Origin of the sequence: Cellulosimicrobium composti (genome assembly GCF_009711085.1) — a bacterium.
In the GTDB taxonomy this organism is placed as follows: domain Bacteria; phylum Actinomycetota; class Actinomycetes; order Actinomycetales; family Cellulomonadaceae; genus Cellulosimicrobium; species Cellulosimicrobium composti.
In genome coordinates this window covers 157,183-176,380 of the sequence record NZ_WMKA01000003.1, presented here as the reverse complement: position 1 = coordinate 176,380, position 19,198 = coordinate 157,183, and the positions used below count along the sequence as shown (strand labels likewise).

Here is a 19,198-nt window from a genome sequence, read left to right as displayed (position 1 = left end):
ACGGCCCGGCCGTCAGCGGTGTCAGCGGGATAGCGTGAGCCCCATGAGCACCGACGCCCCGGCGGCCGCGCACCCGGCAGGGTCCGCCGTCCACCCCCTTCCCGACCTGTCCGCCGACGTGACCGGAACGGTCCCCGACCCGCGCACCGCGCCCCCGATCCGGTGGGGCATCCTCGGCGCGGGCGGCATCGCGTCGTCGTTCGCCGAGGCCGTGCGCGTGCACACCCAGGGCCGTGTCGCGTCCGTCGGCTCGCGCGACCGCGTGCGCGCCGAGCGCTTCGCGACCGCCCACGGCGTGCCGACGACGCACCACGGCTACGACGAGCTCGTCGAGGACCCGCACGTCGACGTCGTGTACGTCGCGACGCCGCACTCGCACCACCGCGAGCACGCGCTGCTCGCGATCGCCGCGGGCAAGCACGTGCTCGTGGAGAAGGCGTTCACACGCAACGAGGCCGAGGCCGTCGAGGTGCTCGACGCCGCGCGCGAGGCCGGCGTGTTCGTGATGGAGGCCATGTGGACGCGGTTCCTGCCGCACGTGGCCGCGCTGCGCGGCGTGATCGCGCGCGGCGAGATCGGGGACGTCGTCAACCTCAGCGCCGACCACGGGCAGTGGTTCGCGTTCGACCCGGCGCACCGCCTCTACGCACCCGAGCTCGCGGGCGGCGCGCTGCTCGACCTGGGCGTCTACCCGGTCTCGTTCGCGCACGACCTCCTGGGCGCGCCCGCGTCGGTCACGGCGGTGGGCTCGCTCACCGAGACGGGCGTCGACGGCCAGGTGAGCGTCGTGCTCGGTTACGGCGACGCGCAGGCCACGCTCTCGACGACGCTGTGGTCGCGGACCGCGACGACGGCCGTGGTCTCCGGGACCGCGGGCCGCATCGAGGTCGAGGGGGCGTTCTACGCGCCGACGTCGTTCCGGGTCGTCCGCCACGACGGCTCGTCGTGGTACTACGACGGCTTCTCGGGCGAGGGCAAGCAGTACCAGGCGGCCGAGGTCGCGCGCCGCGTCGCCGTGGGCGAGACGCAGAGCCCCCGCATGTCGTGGGACTCGACGCTCGAGGTCATGCGCACGCTCGACGAGGTGCGCCGCCAGGTCGGGGTCGTCTACCCGGGCGAGTGAGGTCCGGCGGGGTCGGCCGGGGCGACCGGTCGACCCCGCGACCCGCCGGTCCCGCGCGGCCCTCCGGCCCCGCCCGGGTCAGTCCGTGTGCTCGACGACGTAGGTGCGGCCGTCGGGCCCGGTCACGCGCTCGAACCGCGTGCGCAGCTCCCGGTCGCGCTCGCGCTCGGCCTCGGAGACGCCGCGCCCGTCGGCGTCCTGACGCCCGACCTGCGCGGGCCCGAAGATCGGCAGGAAGCCCTCGGTGATGCGCATGCCGAGCGTGCGCCGGTCCTTGTTCCGCGCCACGGTGGTCCTCCGCTGCTGGGTGGGTGCGGGTGCCCGCACGGTCCTTGGTGCACCAATGATTGGTGTACCAAGGATAGCGCTCCGCTCGGTACGATGACGCGCATGGCGGGTGACGAGGTCGAGGGCACGGGCACGGCCGGAGCGGGCGCGGCGACCGTCGACCCGCTCGCGCTCGAGGCGCAGGTGTGCTTCGCGCTCTCCGCGGGGGCCCGCGGCATGGTCGCCCTCTACCGGCCGCTCCTCGAGCCGCTCGGCATAACCCATCCCCAGTACCTCGTGCTCCTCGCGCTGTGGCAGGACGACGCGGCGGGGGCGACGTCGACCGTGGGCGACCTCGCGGGCCGGCTGCACCTCGACGCCGGCACCCTCTCGCCGCTCCTCAAGCGGCTGGAGGCCCTCGGCTACGTGCGCCGGTCGCGCTCGCCCGACGACGGCCGCCAGGTCCGCGTGACGCTCACCGCCGAGGGGCGGGCCCGGCGTCGCGACGCCGAGCGGATCCCGCCCGCGATCGTCGCCGCGACCGGGCTCGGCCTCGACGAGCTCGCCGAGGTCCACGCCGCCGCGTCGAAGGTGGTCGCCGCCGCGCTGCGCGCGGGCGTCTACTGACGACCATGCGTCTGCCGCCCGCCGAACATGCGGTTCCGGCGCGTCAGGGGACGAGGACGGGAGGCAACCCCATGTTCGGCGAGGGGGTCAGGCGTCGGTGACGCGGACGCCGTCGGGCCCGACGACGAAGCGCACCGCCGCCAGACCCGCCGCGAGCGCGTCGGGCGCCGGGGACGCGGCCGCGAGCTCGTCCGCCGAGTGCGTGCCGGTCACGACGAGCACGGCGCACCCCGCCGCCCGACCCGACGCGACGCCCGCCGGGGCGTCCTCCACGACGAGGCACCGGCGCGGGTCCACGCCGAGTCGCCGGGCGCCGAGCAGGAACGGGTCCGGGTCCGGCTTGCCGTGCGCGACGTCGTCCGCCGTGACGACCACCGACGGCGCGACCAGGCCCGACGCGGCCATGCGCGCCGCCGCGAGGGGGCGCGTGCACGACGTGACGATCGCCGACCGCTCGGGCGGCAGCGCGGCGAGCGCGTCGCGCGTGCCGGGCAGGATCGTCACGCCCTCGTTGTCGTCGAGCTCGAGCGCGTGGATGCGGTCGTACGCGGCCTCGACGCGGTCCTCGGGCAGCAGCGCGGCGATGAGCGTGCGCGCGGGGGTGCCGTGCTGGACCTGGAAGTCGTCCGCGTCGGGCAGGCCGTGCTCCGCGGCCCAGCGCCGCCACGACCGCTCGACGGCCGGGACCGAGTCGATGAGCGTGCCGTCCATGTCGAACAGCACGGCGTCGAACGTGCGGTCGGCGAACGCGACGCCGGGGGACGGCAGGGCAGCGGGCGAGGGGTCGGGCATGGGCCGAGGCTATCCCGGGCCGCCGCGCGCGGTCGGCGGGGACCACCGGAGCCCCGCCGCGTGTCCGACGTCGCGGCTAGGGTGGTCGCCGTGAGCGCACCCGGGTACTTCATCTCCTTCGAGGGCGGCGACGGCGTCGGCAAGTCGACGCAGGCGCGCCTGCTCGGGCGGTGGCTGGGCGAGCTCACGGGCCGTGAGGTCGTGCTCACCCGCGAGCCGGGCGGCACCGAACTCGGCAAGGAGCTGCGCGCCGCCGTGCTCCACGGCCAGGACATGGACGCGCGCACCGAGGCGCTGCTCTACGCGGCGGACCGTGCCCACCACGTCGCGAGCCTCGTGCGCCCCGCGCTCGAGCGGGGCGCGATCGTGGTGACGGACCGCTACCTCGACTCGTCCGTCGCGTACCAGGCCGGGGGGCGCGAGCTCGGCGCGGACGAGGTCGAGCTCATCTCGCGCTGGGCCGTCCAGGACCTCATGCCGGACGTCACGATCCTGCTCGACCTCGACCCGGCCGAGGCCGCCGCGCGGATCCGCCGCCAGCACGACCGGCTCGAGCGCGCGGGCTCGGAGTTCCACCGCCGCACGCGCGAGGCGTTCCTCGCGCGCGCCGCGGCGGACCCGGACCGCTGGGTCGTGCTCGACGCCTCCGCGTCCGTCGACGACCTCCAGGCGCAGATCCGGGTGGACGTCGCCGCGCGCCTCGAGCTCACGCCCGTCGTCGAGGAGGCCGAGGACACGGTCGCCGCCGCGCCCGACGACGGCTTCGACGACTCCGACAGCGCGATCGGCTACGAGCCGGGCCGGGGCGTGGCGCCCGGTGCCGCCACGGGGCCCGCGGGCGAGAGCGGGGCGGCGAGCGCATGAGCGTCTGGGACGACGTCGTCGGTCAGGAGGACGCCGTCGCGACGTTGCGCGCCGCGGCGACCGACCCGGCCGCGATGACGCACGCGTGGCTGCTCACCGGGCCGCCCGGCTCGGGCCGCTCCAACGCGGCGCGCGCGTTCGCGGCCGCGCTGCAGTGCGAGCAGGGCGGCTGCGGGCGGTGCGCCGCGTGCCGCACGACCCTCGCCGGGACGCACCCGGACGTGACCCTCGTCGCGACGGAGCTCGTGACGATCAGGATCGACGAGGTGCGCGACCTCGTGACGGTCGCGAGCCGCAGCCCCTCGCAGGGCCGGCGTCGCGTCATCGTCGTCGAGGACGCCGACCGCATGGCGGAGCGCACGACGAACGTGCTGCTCAAGGCGATCGAGGAGCCTGCCCCGCACACGGTGTGGATCCTGTGCGCGCCGAGCCCGCAGGACGTGCTCGTGACCATCCGGTCGCGGTGCCGGGGCGTCGTGCTGCGCGTGCCGCCCGTCGAGGCCGTGGCCGGGCTGCTCGTGCAGCGCGACGGCGTCGACGAGCACGTCGCGCTCGTGGCGGCGCGCGCGGCGCAGAGCCACATCGGGCTCGCGCGGCGGCTCGCGCGCGACGCGGGCGCGCGCGAGCGGCGGACGTCCGTGCTCTCGCTCGCGCGTCGCGTGCGGGGCGTGGGCGACGCCGTGCTCGCGGCGGGCGAGCTCGTGGACCTCGCGCAGGCGGAGGCGAAGGCGGCGACGGAGGAGCGCGACGCGGCGGAGAAGGCCGAGCTGCTGCGCACGCTCGGCGTCGCCGACGGCGAGACGCTGCCGCCGCGCCTGCGCTCCCAGCTGCGCGACCTCGAGGCGGACCAGAAGCGGCGCGCGACGCGGCACCAGCGCGACGTGCTCGACCGCGCGATGGTGGACCTGCTCTCGCTCTACCGCGACGTGCTCGTGGTCCAGCTCGGCGCGGACGTCGAGCTCGTCAACTCCGAGCTCGCCGAGACCGTGCGCTCGCTCGCCGAGGACTCCACGCCGGAGCAGACGGTGCGGCGGATGGACGCGATCGGCGTCGCGCGCGAGCGGCTGGAGGGCAACGTGGCTCCGCTGCTCGCGGTCGAGGCGATGGTCGTCGCGCTGCGGCCTCAGGGCTGACGCCCCGACGAGCGTCGCAGGCGCCCGCCCTCAGCGGCGGCGCGCGGGGTCGACCCGCGCGCTCCCGCGCGGTGCGCGACCGCCACGGTCCTGTCCGCGACGTCGGCGCTGCCGACGGTCGACGAGCGCCTGGACGGCCATGACCGCGAGCGCGACGAGGACCGTCGCGACCGCGTCGAGGCGGTCGCCGAGGCGTCCGGGCACGGTGGACGACGCCGCGCCGACCGCGAGAGCGAGCAGGAACAGGGGAGCGCCGGGAGGCGGCTGGCGGCGTGGGTGCGGCGGCGTGCGCTCACGCGCCGACCCGGGCGGCGGCGGCCGCCCTCGACGCGGCGATGCGCTCGCCGTTCTCCTCGGACCACGCGCGGATCGCGTCGATCGGGCCGAGGAGGGACCGACCGAGGTCGGTGAGCGCGTACTCGACGCGCGGGGGGACCTCGGCGTAGACGGTGCGGGTGACGAGCCCGTCGCGCTCGAGCGAGCGCAGCGTCTGCGTGAGGACCTTCGGCGTCACGGCACCCACGAGGTCGCGCAGCTCGCCGAACCGCAGCACGCGCCGGCGCAGCGCCATGAAGACGAGCAGCGTCCACTTGTCGCCGATCCGCTCGACGACGAGGCGGCTCGGGCAGTCGGCCGAGAAGACGTCCGGTCCACCAGGCGAGACGTCGTCGCCGGCACGTCGGCCCCGGGAGCGCGCCATGGTATCCATCCGGGAAGTATGGCACGGTGAAGTCACCAGTACCTGTCGGATACCGTGCCGCTCGGCCGAGAGCCGGCCGCCGAACGACACGGGAGGAACGACATGCAGGTGCTGCTCACCGGGGGGACCGGGTTCATCGGGTCGGCCGTGCTGCGGGAGCTGCGCGACCGCGGGCACGAGGTCACCGCGCTCGTGCGGTCCGAGGCGTCCGCCGCGGCCGTGGCGGACGCCGGGGCGACGCCCCTGCGCGCGGACGCGTACGACGTCGACGCGCTCGCCGCCGCGCTCGCCGCGACGGACGGGGCGATCCACACCGCGGCGCCCGACGACGGGACGAACGAGGCCCTCGACCGCGCCGTCGTGGCGGCCGTCGCGCGGGCCTACGGCGGCACGACACGACCGTTCGTGCACACGAGCGGCGTGTGGAAGCACGGCAGCGGCGCCGGGGGCACCGACGACGCGCCGGCCGACCCGCCCGCGATCGTCGCGTGGCGCGTCGCCGTCGAGGAGCACCTGCTCGCGCAGGACGTCGTCGCGTCCGTCGTGGCGCCCGGCGTCGTCTACGGGCACGGGCGCGGCCTGCCGACGCTCCTCGCCGGGGCGCCGCGGGTCGACGGGCCTGACGGGACGGGGCTCGCCCTCGTGGGCGACGGCACGCAGCGGTGGTCGGTCGTGCACGTCGACGACCTCGCCGACCTCTACGCGCTCGCCCTCGAGCGCGGGGCGCGCGGCCACCTGCTCGGCACGACGGCCGAGAACCCGACCGTCCGCTCGCTCGGCGAGGCGGCGAGCCGGGCCGTGGGGCTGGGCGGCGCCGTCGTGCCGCAGACCGTCGAGCAGACGCGCGAGCGGCTCGGCGCGGCGCTCGCCGACGCGCTCCTGCTCGACCAGGCGCCGCGCGCGCAGCGCTCCGTCGAGCTCGGGTGGAGCCCGCGCCGCGGCACGCTCGCCGACGAGCTCGAGTCCGGCTCGTACGCGCCCGAGGCGGCGCGCGCCTGACGCGCTACGTCGTCGGGGCCGCCGCGCGGAGCTTCTCCAGCAGCGGCCCCGCGGCGTCCGCGAGGAACTCGCGCTGCCCGACCTCGCCCACCTGGACGAGCGCCAGGTCGGTGAACCCGGCCTCCCACCAGGCGGACGCCGCCTCGACGACCGCGTCGAGGTCGGGGCCGCACGGGATCGCCTCCGCCACGTCCTCCGGGCGCACGAACGCCGTCGCCGCGTCGAACGCCTCCGTCGTGGGCAGGTCCGCGTTGACGCGCCAGCCGCCCCCGAACCAGCGGAACTGCTCGTGCGCCCGTGCGACGGCGACCTCCTCGTCCGGGTCCCAGCAGATCGGCATCTGCCCCACGACGCGCGACGCGGCGAGGTCGGCACGGCCCCGGACCGCGGACCACCGCTGCACCACGTCCGCGTCGGGCTCCGTGGTCACGAGGTGGTCGGCCAGCGGCGCGAACCGCTCGATCGACTGCGGCCCCGACACGGCGACGCCGATCTCCACCGTCTCGTCGGGCAGGTCCCACAGCCTCGCGGAGTCGACCCGGTAGTGGACCCCCTCGAAGGTGAGGCGCTCGCCGTCGAGCAGCGACCGGATGATCTCCACCGCCTCCTCCAGCATGTCGTGCCGCTCGCCGACCGCGGGCCAGCGCTCGCCCGCGACGTGCTCGTTGAGGTTCTCGCCCGCGCCGAGCCCGAGGGTGAAGCGGTCGTCGGACAGGAGCGCGACCGTCGCGGCCTTCTGCGCGACGACGGCCGGGTGGTAGCGCATGAGCGGGCACGTCACGTACGTCATGAGCCCGACGCGCTCGGTCGCCTGGGCGACGGCGCCGAGCACGCTCCACGCGTACGGGGAGTGGCCCTGGGCGTCGAGCCACGGGAAGTAGTGGTCGCTCATCACCTCGAAGTCGAAGCCGACGCGCTCCGCGTCGACCGCGTGCTCCACGAGCGCGCGCGGGCCGGACTGCTCGGTCATGAGGGTGTAGCCGAAGCGGGTCATGCCTCGATCGTGGAACGGGCCGGGTGCGCCCGCACGCGGGTGCACCCGGCCCGTCGGGCGTGACGTCGCGTCAGGCGAGCGCCTTCGCCTTGAGCTGGGCGAACTCCTCCGGGGTGATGGCTCCCGAGTCCAGGAGGGACTTCGCGTGCGAGATCTGCTCGGCCGGTGACGTGTGCGCCACCTGGCGGATGTACGAGTCGGTCTCGTGCTTGGCCTGGGCCACCGCCGCGGCCTGCCGCTCGGCCATGCCGCGACCGCGGGCGATGAGGTAGACGAGCGAGGTCAGTACGGGCAGGAAGATGAGGAAGATGATCCACACGGCCTTCCACCACCCGGACAGCTCATGGTCGCGGAACAGGTCCGCGATGATCTGGAAGAGCACGATGAGGTAGGCGATGAAGAAGAAGCTCCACACGAGCAGCCAGAAGAAGTCCCAGAAGTCCACGGTCGCGCCCTTTCTCGACGTATCCCCGTAGCGCGCACGGCCTGCTGCCGCGCGCCGTCACGGCGAACCTAGCGAGGCGGGGCGGTTCGTGCCCGGCGAGGCGGGGTGAACCGGGCGCGGCCCACCCGGCGACGCGCCAGCGGTTCGCCGCGCAGAACGCCCGGCCGGGGAGCACGATGGTCGCACCCGCCGCCGACCGAGGAGTCCCGATGACCCCCGCCCGTCGCCCCGCGCCCCGCCCCGCCCGTGCCGCGTCCGCGCTCGGCCTCGCCCTCGCCGTCGCGCTGCTCGGCGCGTGCGCGTCCGAGACCGACGGCGGCGGTGACGGCACCGCCACCACGCAGGAGTCGCCCGAGCCGAGCGACGAGCCGTCCGACGAGCCGTCGGACGACGCGACCGGCGAGGAGGAGGGCCTGCCGGACGCCGCGACGATGGACGTCGTGGCCGGGGCGCACGGCACGGGTCTGCCGCCCGGCGTGGACGCGCCCGCCGAGGGCGGGACCGGCGCGGCCTGGAGCGCCGAGCCCGGGCTCCTGCTCGTCGTCTCCTACGGGTCGAGCAGCTGCCCGGTGCTCGCCGAGGACGAGGCCGCGGTCCGGGGGGACGAGGTCGTGGTGACGTTCGTCGAGATCGACCCGACCACGCCGTGCACCATGGACTACGTGCCCGCGACGTCCGTCGTCGGGGTGCCGGACGACGTCGACCCGGGCGCCGAGGTGAGCGTCGTGCTCGGGGACCGCGGGACCGTCGTCGTACCGCCCGCCGCGGACGGCGCCGCCGGCGAGTGGGCCTGGGTCGAGGAGTAGCGACCCGCGCCGTGAAGAGCGCGTGAAAGGACGGCTCCGCGACCGGCCGACCGTCCTGCGCGCACCGGGGGAGCGGCTACCGTGTCCGGGTGACGACGTCCCCCGCCTCGCGCCCCGCTCGACGTGCCCTGGCCTGCGCCGTGACCCTCGTGCTGGCCCTCGTGGCGGCGTCGTGCTCGGTGCCGCCCAAGCAGCAGACCCCCGTCGAGGGCGTCGCGACCTCCGCGTCGGGCACGGGCGAGACCGGCCCGGAGGGCTTCGAGGACTTCTACGGGCAGAGCCTTGCGTGGGAGGACTGCGGCGCGGGCTGGGAGTGCGCGACGGCGCGTGCCCCGCTCTCCTGGCAGGACCCGTCCGCGGGCGAGATCGAGCTCGCGGTCAAGCGCCGGCCCGCGAGCGGGGAGCGCATCGGCTCGCTGCTCACCAACCCCGGCGGACCCGGGGCGTCCGGCATCGAGTTCGTCACGAGCCTCGCCCCGATGGTCGGCGACCGCGTCACCGAGGCCTACGACCTCGTCGGGTTCGACCCGCGCGGCGTCGGCGAGTCCTCGCCCGTCGTGTGCCTCGACGACGCGGCCAAGGACGAGTCGCTCTCGCGCGACTTCGACACCGACGAGGCGGGGCTCGAGGCGCTCGCGGAGGACCGCCGCGCCTGGGCCGAGGCGTGCGCCGAGAACACGGGCGACCTCCTCGGCCAGGTGGACACCCAGAGCGCCGCACGAGACATGGACATGCTGCGGGCCGTGCTCGGCGACGAGAAGCTCGCCTACCTGGGCTACTCGTACGGCACCCAGCTCGGCGCCACGTACGCAGGGCTCTTCCCGGACAAGGTGGGACGCCTCGTGCTCGACGGCGCGATCGACACGTCGCTCGACCCGGACACGATCTCCGAGCAGCAGGCCGTCGGCTTCGAGAACGCGCTGCGCGCGTACGTCGAGGACTGCCAGGCGGGCGAGGGGTGCCCGCTGCGCGGCGACGCCGACCAGGGCATGCGCCAGGTCCGGGCGCTGCTCGACGCCGCGAAGTCGAACCCGCTGCGCACCGACTCCGGGCGCCGCGTGACGCAGACGCTCGCCTTCTACGGCGTCGCGGTGACCCTGTACAACGACCAGAGCTGGCCCGTGCTGACGCAGGCGCTCACCGAGGCCTTCGACGAGGGCACGGGCGACCTGCTGCTCTACCTCGCCGACTTCTACAACGACCGCAACCCCGACGGGACGTACTCCTCGAACTCGACCGAGGCGTTCCGCGCGGTCAACTGCCTCGACGGCCGTCAGGACGACGACCCCGCCGCGATGCAGGCCCAGCTCGAGCGCCTCGAGGAGGCCGCCCCGACGATGGGCACGTTCTTCGCGTTCGGCGGGCTCACGTGCGAGGGATGGCCGTTCCCCGCCGCCGAGCCGGAGTTCGACCTGCACGCCGAGGGTGCCGCGCCGATCGTCGTCATCGGCACGACCAACGACCCGGCCACCCCGTACGTGTGGGCGGAGGGTCTTGCGGACACGCTCGACTCGGCCGTCCTCCTCACGTGGGAGGGCGAGGGCCACACCGCGTACGGGCGCTCCAACGCGTGCGTGGGCGACGCCGTCGACGCCTACCTCGTGGACGGCACGGTGCCCGAGGACGGGCTGCGCTGCTGACGCGGAGAGCGCCCGCGGGCGGCCCACGAGGCCGCTTTGGAATCTGGCCCGGTCGTTGGGTACAGTAGGCGCTCGTTGCCAGCGGTTCGCGGAGCGGACCGGGGTGCAGCACGCCGCCTTAGCTCAGTCGGCAGAGCGATTCACTCGTAATGAATAGGTCGTGGGTTCGATTCCCACAGGCGGCTCCGACACGAAGCCCTGGCCAGCGGAAACGCGGGCCAGGGCTTCGTCGTTCCCGGGTGTCGTCCGGCTGGGTGGGCCGGGTGCGGCCGGTCCGACCGTCGTCCGGCCTCGCTCGGCGGCAGCGCTCGGCGGCAGCGTCCGGCGCGGTCGGGCGTCGTCCCGGAGAGTTCGCCCGCAGGACAGCGCCCGGTCACCGGGCGTCTGCCCGGGCAGGGTTGTCTCGGGGCGAGGATCGCCGGACGAGACGAGGACACGTGATGGTCGACACCCTGCCGACCCCCAGGACGACGGCGCGCGCGACCGGGACGCCCCGGCGCCACGACCGGGCGACGGCCCCCGGGCGCCCCGTGATCGCCGCCCACGACCCCGACGACGCCGACTACACGGCGGGCGACGTGGACGAGCGCGCGCGCTGGGAGCGGCGGGCGGCACGGAACGGGGCGTCGCCCGCGCCGCGCGCCTGACGGCTCAGCCGACGCGGCGCAGGAGGAGGATCGCGCCGCCGGCCGCGGCGGCGACGAGGCCGCCGACGCCGACCACGGCGAAGACCGGGAAGGACTCCGCGGCGGGCGGGGGCGGGGGCATGCGCTCCGCCACCGACACGAGCGGCGTGCGCGAGGGCTCCGGCTCCGGGGTCGAGGGCTCCGCGGTCGGGGTCGGCTCGACGGGCGCCTCGGGCGTCGGGTCCGGCGTCGGCTCCTCGGTGGTCTCCGGCTCGGGCGCGGCCACGGGCTCCCGCGGCTCCTCGGTCGCCGGGACGGGCGCGTCGGCGGGCGGCGGGGCCGGCGTGGGGGCCTCGGTCGACGGCGCGGGGGATGGCGTCGTGGGCGGCGTCGTGGGTGCGGGAGCGGGCGAGGCGGCCGCCGTCGTGCAGACCGCGGCGTCGCCGTTCCACCCGGCGAACTGCCGGTCGATGCCCGTCACGAGCACCCAGCTGATGCAGTACCCGTCCTGGTACGGGCCCCGGCGGGGCACGTCGAGCTCCAGGACGCCGTCGGCCGCGTCCTCGCGCGAGTAGCCGTCGCCCATGTTGCGGGGGTGCGACCCGTCGGGCCTCGTGACGACGTACTCGAGCCACCCGGTGGGGTGGCGCAGCCGGCTCGGGTCGAACGAGACGGCGTCGACCGTGACGGTGAGGCCGCCCCCGCCGTCACGGTCCTCGGCCGCCGCCGGGGCCGCCGTCACCGCGGCCGTGACGACCCCGAGGGTCGCGAGGGCGAGCAGACGGCCAGCGGCGCGCATCATCACCTCCGGATCGGCACGAGCGTGGTCCGCGGCACATCGTACGCAGTGCGGCCGTGCCGCAGGAAAGCCCTGTCGTCGGGGCGTCGTCGCGCGGGCCGGGCGGCTCCGGCGGTCGGGCCCGGGCGGTCTGGCGGCTCCGGCGGTCGGGCCCGTGCGGTCTGGCGGCTCCGGCGGTCGGGCCCGTGCGGTCTGGCGGCTCCGGCGGCCGGTGGCGACGGCTGGTCAGGTGCCGATCGTCGCGAGCCACGCGACGAGGGCCTCGCAGACCGCGGCGTCCTGGCCCTTGAGGTCGTGCGCGCCGGGCAGCTCCACGCGCGTGACCGGCCCGGGGATCACGGCGGTGTGCTCGGCGAGCTCGTCCGGCGTCGCGAACGGGTCGGTGCGGCCCGACACGAACAGGACCGGCACGCGGAGGTCGGGGAGGTGCTCGGTCCGCAGCCGCTCGGGCTTGCCCGGCGGGTGCAGGGGGTAGCTGACGAGGGCGAGCCCGGCCGCGGGCAGGCCCTCGGCGACGGCCATCGAGCACATGCGCCCGCCGTACGACCGCCCGCCGAGCACGAGGCGGTCGGTCGTGGTGCCGAGCTCGGCGGCGAACGCCTCCGCCTCGGCGCGCACGTGCGCGACCGCGACCGGCGGCCGGTCGGGCATCCGCTTGCCGGCGATCCGGTAGGGGAAGTCGACACGGCGCACGGGCACGGGCGGGTCGAGCGCGGCGAGCGCGTCGTCGATCGCGACGAGCGCGCGGTGGTCGCGGCTCGCGCCCGCCCCGGGCGTGAGCAGGACGCCGGCGACGGGCCGGTCGTCGGGGGTCGGCGTGGTCACGGGACCAGTCTCGCAGCGAGCACGGCCCTTCTCACGGTCGAGCACGGGGTTGCTGTCGTTATCCGCCGGATAACGACAGCAACCCCGTGTTCGGCGGGGGACCCCGGTCAGCGGGCGGCGAGCCGGCCCGGGTCGAGGTCGAGGCGGCGCAGGAGCTGCGCGTTGAGCGCGACGACGACCGTCGAGACGGACATGAGGATCGCGCCCGCCGCCATCGGCATGACGAACCCGACCGGGGCGAGCACGCCCGCGGCGAGCGGGACGGCGGCGATGTTGTAGCCCGCCGCCCACCAGAGGTTCTGCTGCATCTTGCGGTAGGACGCGTGCGACAGCGCGATGATCGAGAGCACCGCGCGTGGGTCGGAGCTCGCGAGGATCACCCCGGCCGACGCGATCGCGACGTCCGTGCCCGCGCCGATCGCGATGCCGACGTCGGCCTGCGCGAGCGCCGGGGCGTCGTTGACGCCGTCGCCGACCATCGCGACGACGCGCCCGCCGCGCTGGAGCTCGGCCACCTTCGCGTCCTTGTCCTCCGGGCGCACGCCCGCGAAGACCTGGTCGATGCCGAGCTCGCGCGCGACCGACCGGGCGACGGGCTCGGCGTCGCCCGTGATCATGACGACCCGGATGCCGCGCCGGTGCAGCGCGTCCACGGCCTCGCGGGACTCCGGCCGGACGGCGTCCGCGAGCGCGAGTGCGCCCACGACCTCGCCGCGCTGACCGTCGTCGTCCGGACCGCCGTCGTCCGGACCCGCAACGGGGGAGACGACGACGTGCAGGACGGTCGCGCCGTCGCCCGCCCACGCGTCGGCGTCGGGCAGCGGGTCGAGCCCGCGCTCGCCCAGCAGCGCGGGACCGCCCACGGCGACGCGGCGCGGGCCGTCCGGCGTGCGGACCGTCGCCTCGACCCCGACCGCGGTGAGCGACCGGAAGTCCGTCGCCCGCGGCACGTCGAGACGCGTCGCGGCGGCGCGCGCGACGATCGCCCGCGCGAGCGGGTGCTGGCTGTCGGCCTCGGCAGCGGCGGCGAGCGCGAGGAGGTCGTCCTCCGTCGTGCTGCCGGTCGTGGCGGCGTGCACGACGACGGGCTCGCCCGCCGTGAGCGTCCCCGTCTTGTCGAACAGGACGGTGTCCACCGTGCGCATGCGCTCGAGCGCGAGGCGGTCCTTGACGAGCACGCCGGCGCGCGCGGCCCGCTCCGTCGAGAGCGAGACGACGAGCGGGATCGCGAGGCCCAGCGCGTGCGGGCACGCGATGACGAGCACGGTGATGGCGCGGATCAGCGCCTGCTCGGGCGAGCCGAGGACGAGCCACGCACCGATGGTCAGGGCCGCCGCACCGAGCGCGTACCAGAACAACCAGCCCGCGGCGCGGTCCGCGAGGCGCTGCGTCCTCGTCGAGGACGCCTGCGCGTCCGCGACGAGCCGCTGGATGCCCGCGAGCGCGGTGTCGTCGCCCACGGCCGTGACGCGCACGCGCAGCGCGTCGTCCGTCGCGACGGTCCCGGCGACGACCGGGTCGCCCACCGTGCGCCGCACCGGGCGCGACTCGCCCGTGATCATCGACTCGTCGACGTCCGCGGCGCCCGACGCGACCTCGCCGTCCGCGGGTACGCGGCCGCCCGGCCGGACGACCACGAGGTCGCCCACGCGCAGGTCCGTCGGCGCGACGGTCGTCACCGTGCCGTCGTCGGCGACCCGCTCCGCCTCGTCCGGCAGGAGCGCCGCGAGCGAGTCGAGCGCCGACGCCGTCTGCGCGAGCGAGCGCATCTCGAGCCAGTGGCCCAGCAGCATGATGACGACGAGGAGCGCGAGCTCCCACCACACGTCCAGCTCGGGCGCGAGCACGCCGAGGCTCGCGCCGAGCGACGACGCGAACGCGACCGTGATCGCGAGCGAGATGAGCGTCATCATGCCGGGCGTGCGGCCGCGGAGCTCGTCGACCGCGCCCGTGAGGAACGGGCGCCCGCCCCGCAGGAAGATCACCGAGCCGAGCACGGGTGACACCCAGGGCAGCCAGGCCGCGTCGGGGAGGTCGTACCCGAGGAGCATCGCGAACATCGGGCTCAGCGCGACGGTCGGTACCGCGAGCGCGAGCATGGCCCAGAAGAGGCGCCGGTACTGACCGACGTGGTCGCCGTGGCCCCCGCCGTGCCCGCCGTGCCGCGCGCCGTGAGCGTCGTGGCCCGCGCCGTGCGCGTCGTGGCCCGCGGCGGTGTGGTCATGGGACCCGTGGCTCGTCGTCCCGTGGCCGTGAGCCCCGTGGCCGGTCCCGTCGTGGTCGTGGGACGGGGCGTGCGCCGTGTCGTGACCGGGCGTCCCGTGACCGTCCGCGTGGTGCGCGTGCCCGCCGGGTGCGTGCGGTGCGTGGGTGCGCGTGCCCGGTGCGGGGGTGCCCTCGGTGTGCGCGCCGCTCGCCGTCGTGGCGTCGCGCGCGGTGCCGGCCGTGCGGTGGTCGTGCTCCACGTCGTCCTCCTGGTCTTCGGAGCGTCCTGATACCCCCTGGGGGTATCTACGTCCCAAGGTGCCGCAGTATTCCCGAGGCGTCAAGAGGCGGGAGGCGTCCCGCCCGGGGGAAGCGATTTCCAGGCCGACGGCGTCAGCCCGGCGCGGGCGTCGACTCCCGGAGCACGACGGTGCCCCGGACCTCGACCCGCTGCGGCGGCGCGTCCTCCTCGTACGGGGCCAGCGCCAGCGCGAGGGCCCGCTCGCCCACCTCGGTGAGCGGGATGCGCACGGTCGTCAGCGCGGGCGTGACGTCGCGCAGCGTCACGATGTCGTCGAACCCCGCCACCGCGACGTCCTCCGGGACGCGCAGACCCGCGTCGCGGGCCGCCGCCATCGCGCCCACGGCCATGACGTCGTTCACCGCGAAGACCGCGCGCGGGGCGTCGTCGTGGGCACCGCCCGCACCCGGGCCCACGCGGGCGAGGAGCTCGCCCATGCCGCGATGGCCGCCGTCGCGCGTGAACGCGCACTCCACGATCGCCTCCGGCTCGACGGGGGAGCCGAGCGCGGCGAGCGCCTCGGTGAAGCCGCGGGCGCGGTCGACCGCGGTGCGGTGTCCCGCCGGGCCGGCGAACACGCCGAACGACCGGTACCCCAGGCCGTGCAGTGCGCGCGCCAGGTCTGCCGCGCCCTCCGCGTTGGCGATCTGCACCGCCGGCAGGTCTCCGAGCGGCTGACCGACGAGCGAGACGCCACCGCCCGAGGAGCGGTAGCTCTCGAGCGCGCGGCGCAGCGCGCCGTCGGCGTCGTCCGCGAGCCGGCCGCCGCCGAGCACGACCGCCCGCGCGCGCTGGCGGTCCATGAGCTCGACGAACGCGCGCTCGCGCTCCGGCGAGTGGCGCGTGCTCGTGAGCGTGACGATGAGGCCGTCGCGGTCGGCCGCGTCCGCGACGCCCGCCGCGAGCGACGAGAAGTACGGGTCGGCGATGTCGTGCACCACGAGGCCCACGCTCGTCGTGCGACCGCGCGCCATGGCCTGCGCGCTCGGGTCGGGCGAGTAGCCGAGGCGGCGCGCCGAGGCGAGCACCCGCTCCCGCAGGTCGGGGCGCACCGTGCGGTTCGCGCTCCCGTTGATCGCGCGCGAGGCGGTCGCGAGGGAGACGCCGGCGTCTCGCGCGACCTCGCTCAGGGTGGGTCCGGGCACGGCCCCAGGGTAGCGGTGCGGCCCCCGCACCGGGTGGGCAGCGCGCGGAGAGGTTACGTTCGACGCACGACCGCCCCGACCGTCCCCGCAGGAGGACCCATGACGCCCGGCGACACCACCCCTGCGCACGGCACGACGGCGGCCCTCGCCCGGGCGCTCGCGATCGGCGCGGCCGCGGGGTCGCGCAGCAGCCTCGGCGTCGCGGCGCCGGTGCTCGCACGTCACGCGGGCGACCGACCCGGGGCGGGACCGGCGTGGCGGCGGCGCCTCGTCCGGGCCGTGGCCGGCGCGGCGGTCGCGGGCGAGCTCGTGGGCGACAAGCTGCCCACGACGCCGAGCCGCCTCGACCCGCCCGGCGCCTACGTCCGCCTCGCGTCCGGCGCCGTGGGCGGCGTCCTGGTGGCCGGGCGACGCACGCGAGGCCTCGGCGTCGTGGCAGCCGCTGCGGCCGGGGCCGCCGGCGCCGCGGTGGGTACGTGGGGCGGCGCGGCGTGGCGGAGGCTCGCGGTGGGCCGGCGGCCCGACTGGCCGGGCGCCGTCGCCGAGGACGCCGTCGCTCTCGCTCTCGCCGCGTGGGCCGTCCGCCGCTGATCCCGTCGCGCGGGCGGCCCGGCGCCGAGTCCCGTCGAGCGGGCGGTCCGCCGCCGACCGGCGGCGCGTCAGGAGCCCGGGACGCTCGTCACGGTCGTGAGCAGGAACGCGGCGTCGTCGAGCGCGCTCACGGCGTGCCGCTCGTGCGTGAGCACGCGCAGCTCGCCCGCGCCGAGCTCGACGTCGCCCTCGCCGAGCGCCGTCACGCGGACCCGCCCGCGCAGCACCTGGATCGACGCCGCGGGCGGCGAGTTGTGCTCCCCGAGCTCGACGCCCGCGCGGAGCGCGAGGATCGTCTGGCGCAGCGGGCCGTCGTGCAGCACGACCTCGGCGCTGCGCCCGTTCGGCGCGCTCCGGGCGTTCGTGAGGTGCGCGTCGGTGAGAAGGTCGACGTTCGTCATCGGGGCTCCGACCTGTCGGGGAGTCCCATCATGCCGCGCCCGAGGGGTGCGTCGCGTCCGGGGGGCGCACGACGGTGACGGGGCAGTGCGCGTACTCGATCGCGTGGCGGCTCACCGACCCCAGCAGGAGCCGGTCGAACCCGCCGACGCCGCGGTTGCCCACGACGATCCGCTCGGCGTGCGACGACGCCTCGATGATCCCCTTCGCGGCCTGGACGTGCCGCACGCTGCGGACCACGCGGTCGTCGGGCAGGTCGACGCCCGCGGCGTCGAGCGCGGCGTCGAGCTTCTGCGCGGCGAACCGCTCGTAGTCGTCGAGCGGCGGCGTCCAGCCCCACGAGTCGGGCAGGGGCGCGAGCGAGACGATCTGCCAGCAGAACAGGGCCTCGAGCGTCGCGCCGGTGCGGCGCGCGACGTCCGCGCCGTGGCGCAGCGCGTGGACGGACGTCGAGGACCCGTCGACCCCGACGACGACCGGCCGCGCGTGGTCGTGGCGCACGTCGGGCGTGCCGCGCACGACGGTCACGGGGACGGTCGCGTGCTGCACGACGGCGGTCGGGACCGAGCCGAGGACCATGCGTCCGAGGCGTCCCCGGCCGCAGCGGCCCACGACGAGGAGCTCGGCGTCGTCGGTGTCGTCGCGTGCGGGGCGTACCTCGTCGTCCGTCGCCCGGGCGGTGCCCGGCTGGGCGGCGGCGAGCAGCACGGCGGCGGGGCTGCCGCGCTCCGCGACGGCGGCCGTGGTGACGGCGTCGGGGCCCAGGCCGGTGCGCGTGCGCGCGGCCTCCAGCCAGTCCTGGACGAGGGCCCGCTTCTCCTCGGCGACGTCCGCCTCGGCCCCCTGCCGCGACTCCCACGCGAGCACCCCCGTGAGCGGTGCGTGGCGGTCCGCCGCCTCGCGCAGGGCCCAGTCCAGCGCGCCGCCGGACTCCTCGGACCCGTCGACCCCGACGATCACCCCGCGCATCGCGTCACCTCCGCCCGGTCGGCCGACGGCGCGCGCCGCCGGTGAACCACCCGTGCCGGCGCCGTCGTCCGCGCCGGTGCTGACTCGACAGTAGACCGCGGCGGCACGATCGGCCCGGGACGGCGTCGGGCGCGCGCGGGCGGCGGACCCGACCGGCTCGTCAGAACCGGGGCTCGGCCTCGTCCTGGAGGATGTTGCGCAGCGGGCGCGTCACGACGTCGACGCGCGCGAGCAGGTCCGAGGGCCCGGAGACGACGAGCGCGCGGTCCTCGAGCGGCACGTACACGGCGGCGTGCTCGCGCACCGCGACGTGCAGGCACGCGCAGGGCTCGCCGTCGACGGCGAACGTCGTGCGGGCGACGTGCGCGACGTCGACCTCCTCGACGATGGCGCGCATCGCGGCGCGGTACTCCTGGTAGGAGTCGAGGAAGTCGTCGTCGGCGGGGTCGTCGGCGTGCAGGGGCGCGGCGAGCGCCCCGCTGAGCGCCGTGCGGACGATGTCCTCGGCCTGCTCGTCGTGCGCCGCGAGGACGCGCAGGGTCTCGACGTCGAGCGTCTCGCCCGTGAACGACACGTAGGAGCGCAGGAACCGCTCCTCCGCCGGGTCGTGCGCGCCGTGGGCCGCGCCCGTGAGGGTCTCCTCGTCGAGGTCGAGGCCCCACGTGAGGGGGTCGTCGACCTCGGCGACGACGCCCTCGAAGCGGGCGACGACCTGCTCCCACGTGACGGGCGTGCTCCCCGTGCGCGTCTCGCGCTCGTCGGCTCCCGGTGCCGGTTCCTCCGGCTGCTGGTCCGGCTGGTGCATCGCTCTCGCCACCCTTCTGGCCGTCCGTGCGGCGCGCACTCCCGAGCCTGCCCGCGGTGCGGTCCCGGGTCAACGCCCCCGGCGCGTGTCGGGGCGGGTGATCTGCGCGGACGGCGTCGCGGCGGGCGTCGCCAGGTCACGGC

22 protein-coding genes and 1 tRNA gene are annotated in these 19,198 nt (G+C 76.4%); 10 read left to right on the top strand and 13 right to left on the bottom strand.

Annotation, left to right across the window (positions count from 1 at the left end; all coding sequences use genetic code 11):
- The first annotated feature begins 43 nt into the window (after positions 1 to 43).
- Positions 44 to 1,123, top strand: coding sequence for a Gfo/Idh/MocA family protein (locus tag GJV82_RS02510; protein WP_155098111.1), 1,080 nt, complete (start codon positions 44 to 46; stop codon positions 1,121 to 1,123).
- A 78-nt stretch (positions 1,124 to 1,201) separates the two neighbouring features.
- Here GJV82_RS02510 and GJV82_RS02505 read toward each other — a convergent pair whose 3' ends face one another.
- Positions 1,202 to 1,411 carry a hypothetical protein gene (locus GJV82_RS02505; RefSeq protein ID WP_155098110.1) on the bottom strand — a complete coding sequence of 70 codons (210 nt, stop codon included), beginning with the start codon at positions 1,409 to 1,411 and terminating at the stop codon, positions 1,202 to 1,204.
- Between the two features lie 102 nt (positions 1,412 to 1,513).
- Here GJV82_RS02505 and GJV82_RS02500 point away from each other — a divergent pair, with 102 nt between their 5' ends.
- Positions 1,514 to 2,017, top strand: a complete 504-nt coding sequence (locus tag GJV82_RS02500) for a MarR family winged helix-turn-helix transcriptional regulator (RefSeq protein WP_225873018.1) — start codon at positions 1,514 to 1,516, stop codon at positions 2,015 to 2,017.
- An 87-nt stretch (positions 2,018 to 2,104) separates the two neighbouring features.
- Here GJV82_RS02500 and GJV82_RS02495 read toward each other — a convergent pair whose 3' ends face one another.
- Positions 2,105 to 2,809, bottom strand: a complete 705-nt coding sequence (locus GJV82_RS02495; RefSeq protein ID WP_155098108.1) for an HAD-IA family hydrolase — start codon at positions 2,807 to 2,809, stop codon at positions 2,105 to 2,107.
- Between the two features lie 90 nt (positions 2,810 to 2,899).
- Between GJV82_RS02495 and tmk the strand changes: the two genes are divergently transcribed.
- Positions 2,900 to 3,673 carry a dTMP kinase gene (gene tmk / locus GJV82_RS02490; protein ID WP_081772161.1) on the top strand — a complete coding sequence of 258 codons (774 nt, stop codon included), beginning with the start codon at positions 2,900 to 2,902 and terminating at the stop codon, positions 3,671 to 3,673.
- On the top strand, positions 3,670 to 4,806 hold the full coding sequence (locus tag GJV82_RS02485; RefSeq protein WP_115941952.1) for a DNA polymerase III subunit delta': 1,137 nt from the start codon (positions 3,670 to 3,672) through the stop codon (positions 4,804 to 4,806). Before tmk ends, GJV82_RS02485 begins: the two co-directional genes overlap by 4 nt.
- Positions 4,807 to 4,836: 30 nt before the next feature.
- Here the strand turns inward: GJV82_RS02485 and GJV82_RS02480 are convergent, their stop codons facing one another.
- Together GJV82_RS02480 and GJV82_RS02475 are read right to left on the bottom strand one after the other, a co-directional pair.
- The gene (locus GJV82_RS02480) at positions 4,837 to 5,010 is read right to left on the bottom strand and encodes a hypothetical protein (RefSeq protein WP_155098107.1); all 174 of its coding nucleotides are present in this window, start codon (positions 5,008 to 5,010) and stop codon (positions 4,837 to 4,839) included.
- Positions 5,011 to 5,098: 88 nt separating this feature from the next.
- Positions 5,099 to 5,515: a winged helix-turn-helix transcriptional regulator gene (locus GJV82_RS02475; RefSeq protein WP_404812915.1), complete on the bottom strand. Its 417-nt coding sequence runs from the start codon at positions 5,513 to 5,515 to the stop codon at positions 5,099 to 5,101.
- Between the two features lie 93 nt (positions 5,516 to 5,608).
- Between GJV82_RS02475 and GJV82_RS02470 the strand changes: the two genes are divergently transcribed.
- Entirely contained in the window at positions 5,609 to 6,505 is an 897-nt protein-coding gene (locus GJV82_RS02470; RefSeq protein ID WP_155098106.1) for an NAD-dependent epimerase/dehydratase family protein, read from the top strand.
- Positions 6,506 to 6,509: 4 nt separating this feature from the next.
- On the opposite strand, the gene GJV82_RS02465 is transcribed toward GJV82_RS02470, so the two are convergent.
- Together GJV82_RS02465 and GJV82_RS02460 are read right to left on the bottom strand one after the other, a co-directional pair.
- The gene (locus tag GJV82_RS02465) at positions 6,510 to 7,499 is read right to left on the bottom strand and encodes a TIGR03557 family F420-dependent LLM class oxidoreductase (protein ID WP_115941955.1); all 990 of its coding nucleotides are present in this window, start codon (positions 7,497 to 7,499) and stop codon (positions 6,510 to 6,512) included.
- Between the two features lie 70 nt (positions 7,500 to 7,569).
- Complete coding sequence (locus tag GJV82_RS02460; protein WP_024838917.1) at positions 7,570 to 7,944, bottom strand: SHOCT domain-containing protein; 375 nt, start codon at positions 7,942 to 7,944, stop codon at positions 7,570 to 7,572.
- 209 nt (positions 7,945 to 8,153) lie between these two features.
- Between GJV82_RS02460 and GJV82_RS02455 the strand changes: the two genes are divergently transcribed.
- From GJV82_RS02455 to GJV82_RS02440, 4 genes are all read left to right on the top strand, one after another.
- Positions 8,154 to 8,750, top strand: a complete 597-nt coding sequence (locus GJV82_RS02455; protein ID WP_115941956.1) for a hypothetical protein — start codon at positions 8,154 to 8,156, stop codon at positions 8,748 to 8,750.
- Between the two features lie 89 nt (positions 8,751 to 8,839).
- Positions 8,840 to 10,390, top strand: a complete 1,551-nt coding sequence (locus tag GJV82_RS02450; RefSeq protein ID WP_318657195.1) for an alpha/beta hydrolase — start codon at positions 8,840 to 8,842, stop codon at positions 10,388 to 10,390.
- Between the two features lie 112 nt (positions 10,391 to 10,502).
- A tRNA-Thr gene (locus GJV82_RS02445) sits at positions 10,503 to 10,575 on the top strand.
- A 255-nt stretch (positions 10,576 to 10,830) separates the two neighbouring features.
- On the top strand, positions 10,831 to 11,037 hold the full coding sequence (locus GJV82_RS02440; RefSeq protein ID WP_155098105.1) for a hypothetical protein: 207 nt from the start codon (positions 10,831 to 10,833) through the stop codon (positions 11,035 to 11,037).
- Positions 11,038 to 11,041: 4 nt separating this feature from the next.
- On the opposite strand, the gene GJV82_RS02435 is transcribed toward GJV82_RS02440, so the two are convergent.
- The 4 genes from GJV82_RS02435 to GJV82_RS02420 form a co-directional block, all read right to left on the bottom strand.
- Positions 11,042 to 11,818, bottom strand: a complete 777-nt coding sequence (locus GJV82_RS02435) for a hypothetical protein (protein ID WP_155098104.1) — start codon at positions 11,816 to 11,818, stop codon at positions 11,042 to 11,044.
- A gap of 222 nt (positions 11,819 to 12,040) precedes the next feature.
- Positions 12,041 to 12,640 carry an alpha/beta hydrolase family protein gene (locus GJV82_RS02430; RefSeq protein ID WP_318657194.1) on the bottom strand — a complete coding sequence of 200 codons (600 nt, stop codon included), beginning with the start codon at positions 12,638 to 12,640 and terminating at the stop codon, positions 12,041 to 12,043.
- Positions 12,641 to 12,747: 107 nt separating this feature from the next.
- Positions 12,748 to 15,105, bottom strand: coding sequence for a heavy metal translocating P-type ATPase (locus GJV82_RS02425; RefSeq protein ID WP_187308625.1), 2,358 nt, complete (start codon positions 15,103 to 15,105; stop codon positions 12,748 to 12,750).
- A gap of 133 nt (positions 15,106 to 15,238) precedes the next feature.
- A complete protein-coding gene (locus GJV82_RS02420) occupies positions 15,239 to 16,291 on the bottom strand; it encodes a LacI family DNA-binding transcriptional regulator (RefSeq protein WP_318657193.1) in 1,053 nt (350 codons plus the stop codon).
- A gap of 99 nt (positions 16,292 to 16,390) precedes the next feature.
- Between GJV82_RS02420 and GJV82_RS02415 the strand changes: the two genes are divergently transcribed.
- Entirely contained in the window at positions 16,391 to 16,882 is a 492-nt protein-coding gene (locus GJV82_RS02415; protein WP_155098103.1) for a hypothetical protein, read from the top strand.
- A gap of 68 nt (positions 16,883 to 16,950) precedes the next feature.
- Here the strand turns inward: GJV82_RS02415 and GJV82_RS02410 are convergent, their stop codons facing one another.
- From GJV82_RS02410 to GJV82_RS02400, 3 genes are all read right to left on the bottom strand, one after another.
- The gene (locus tag GJV82_RS02410) at positions 16,951 to 17,283 is read right to left on the bottom strand and encodes a cupin domain-containing protein (RefSeq protein ID WP_024838909.1); all 333 of its coding nucleotides are present in this window, start codon (positions 17,281 to 17,283) and stop codon (positions 16,951 to 16,953) included.
- A gap of 28 nt (positions 17,284 to 17,311) precedes the next feature.
- Positions 17,312 to 18,250 (bottom strand): universal stress protein, encoded by a 939-nt coding sequence (locus tag GJV82_RS02405; protein ID WP_155098102.1) that lies wholly within the window; start codon positions 18,248 to 18,250, stop codon positions 17,312 to 17,314.
- 160 nt (positions 18,251 to 18,410) lie between these two features.
- On the bottom strand, positions 18,411 to 19,055 hold the full coding sequence (locus GJV82_RS02400; protein WP_024838907.1) for a hypothetical protein: 645 nt from the start codon (positions 19,053 to 19,055) through the stop codon (positions 18,411 to 18,413).
- Positions 19,056 to 19,198 lie beyond the last annotated feature (143 nt).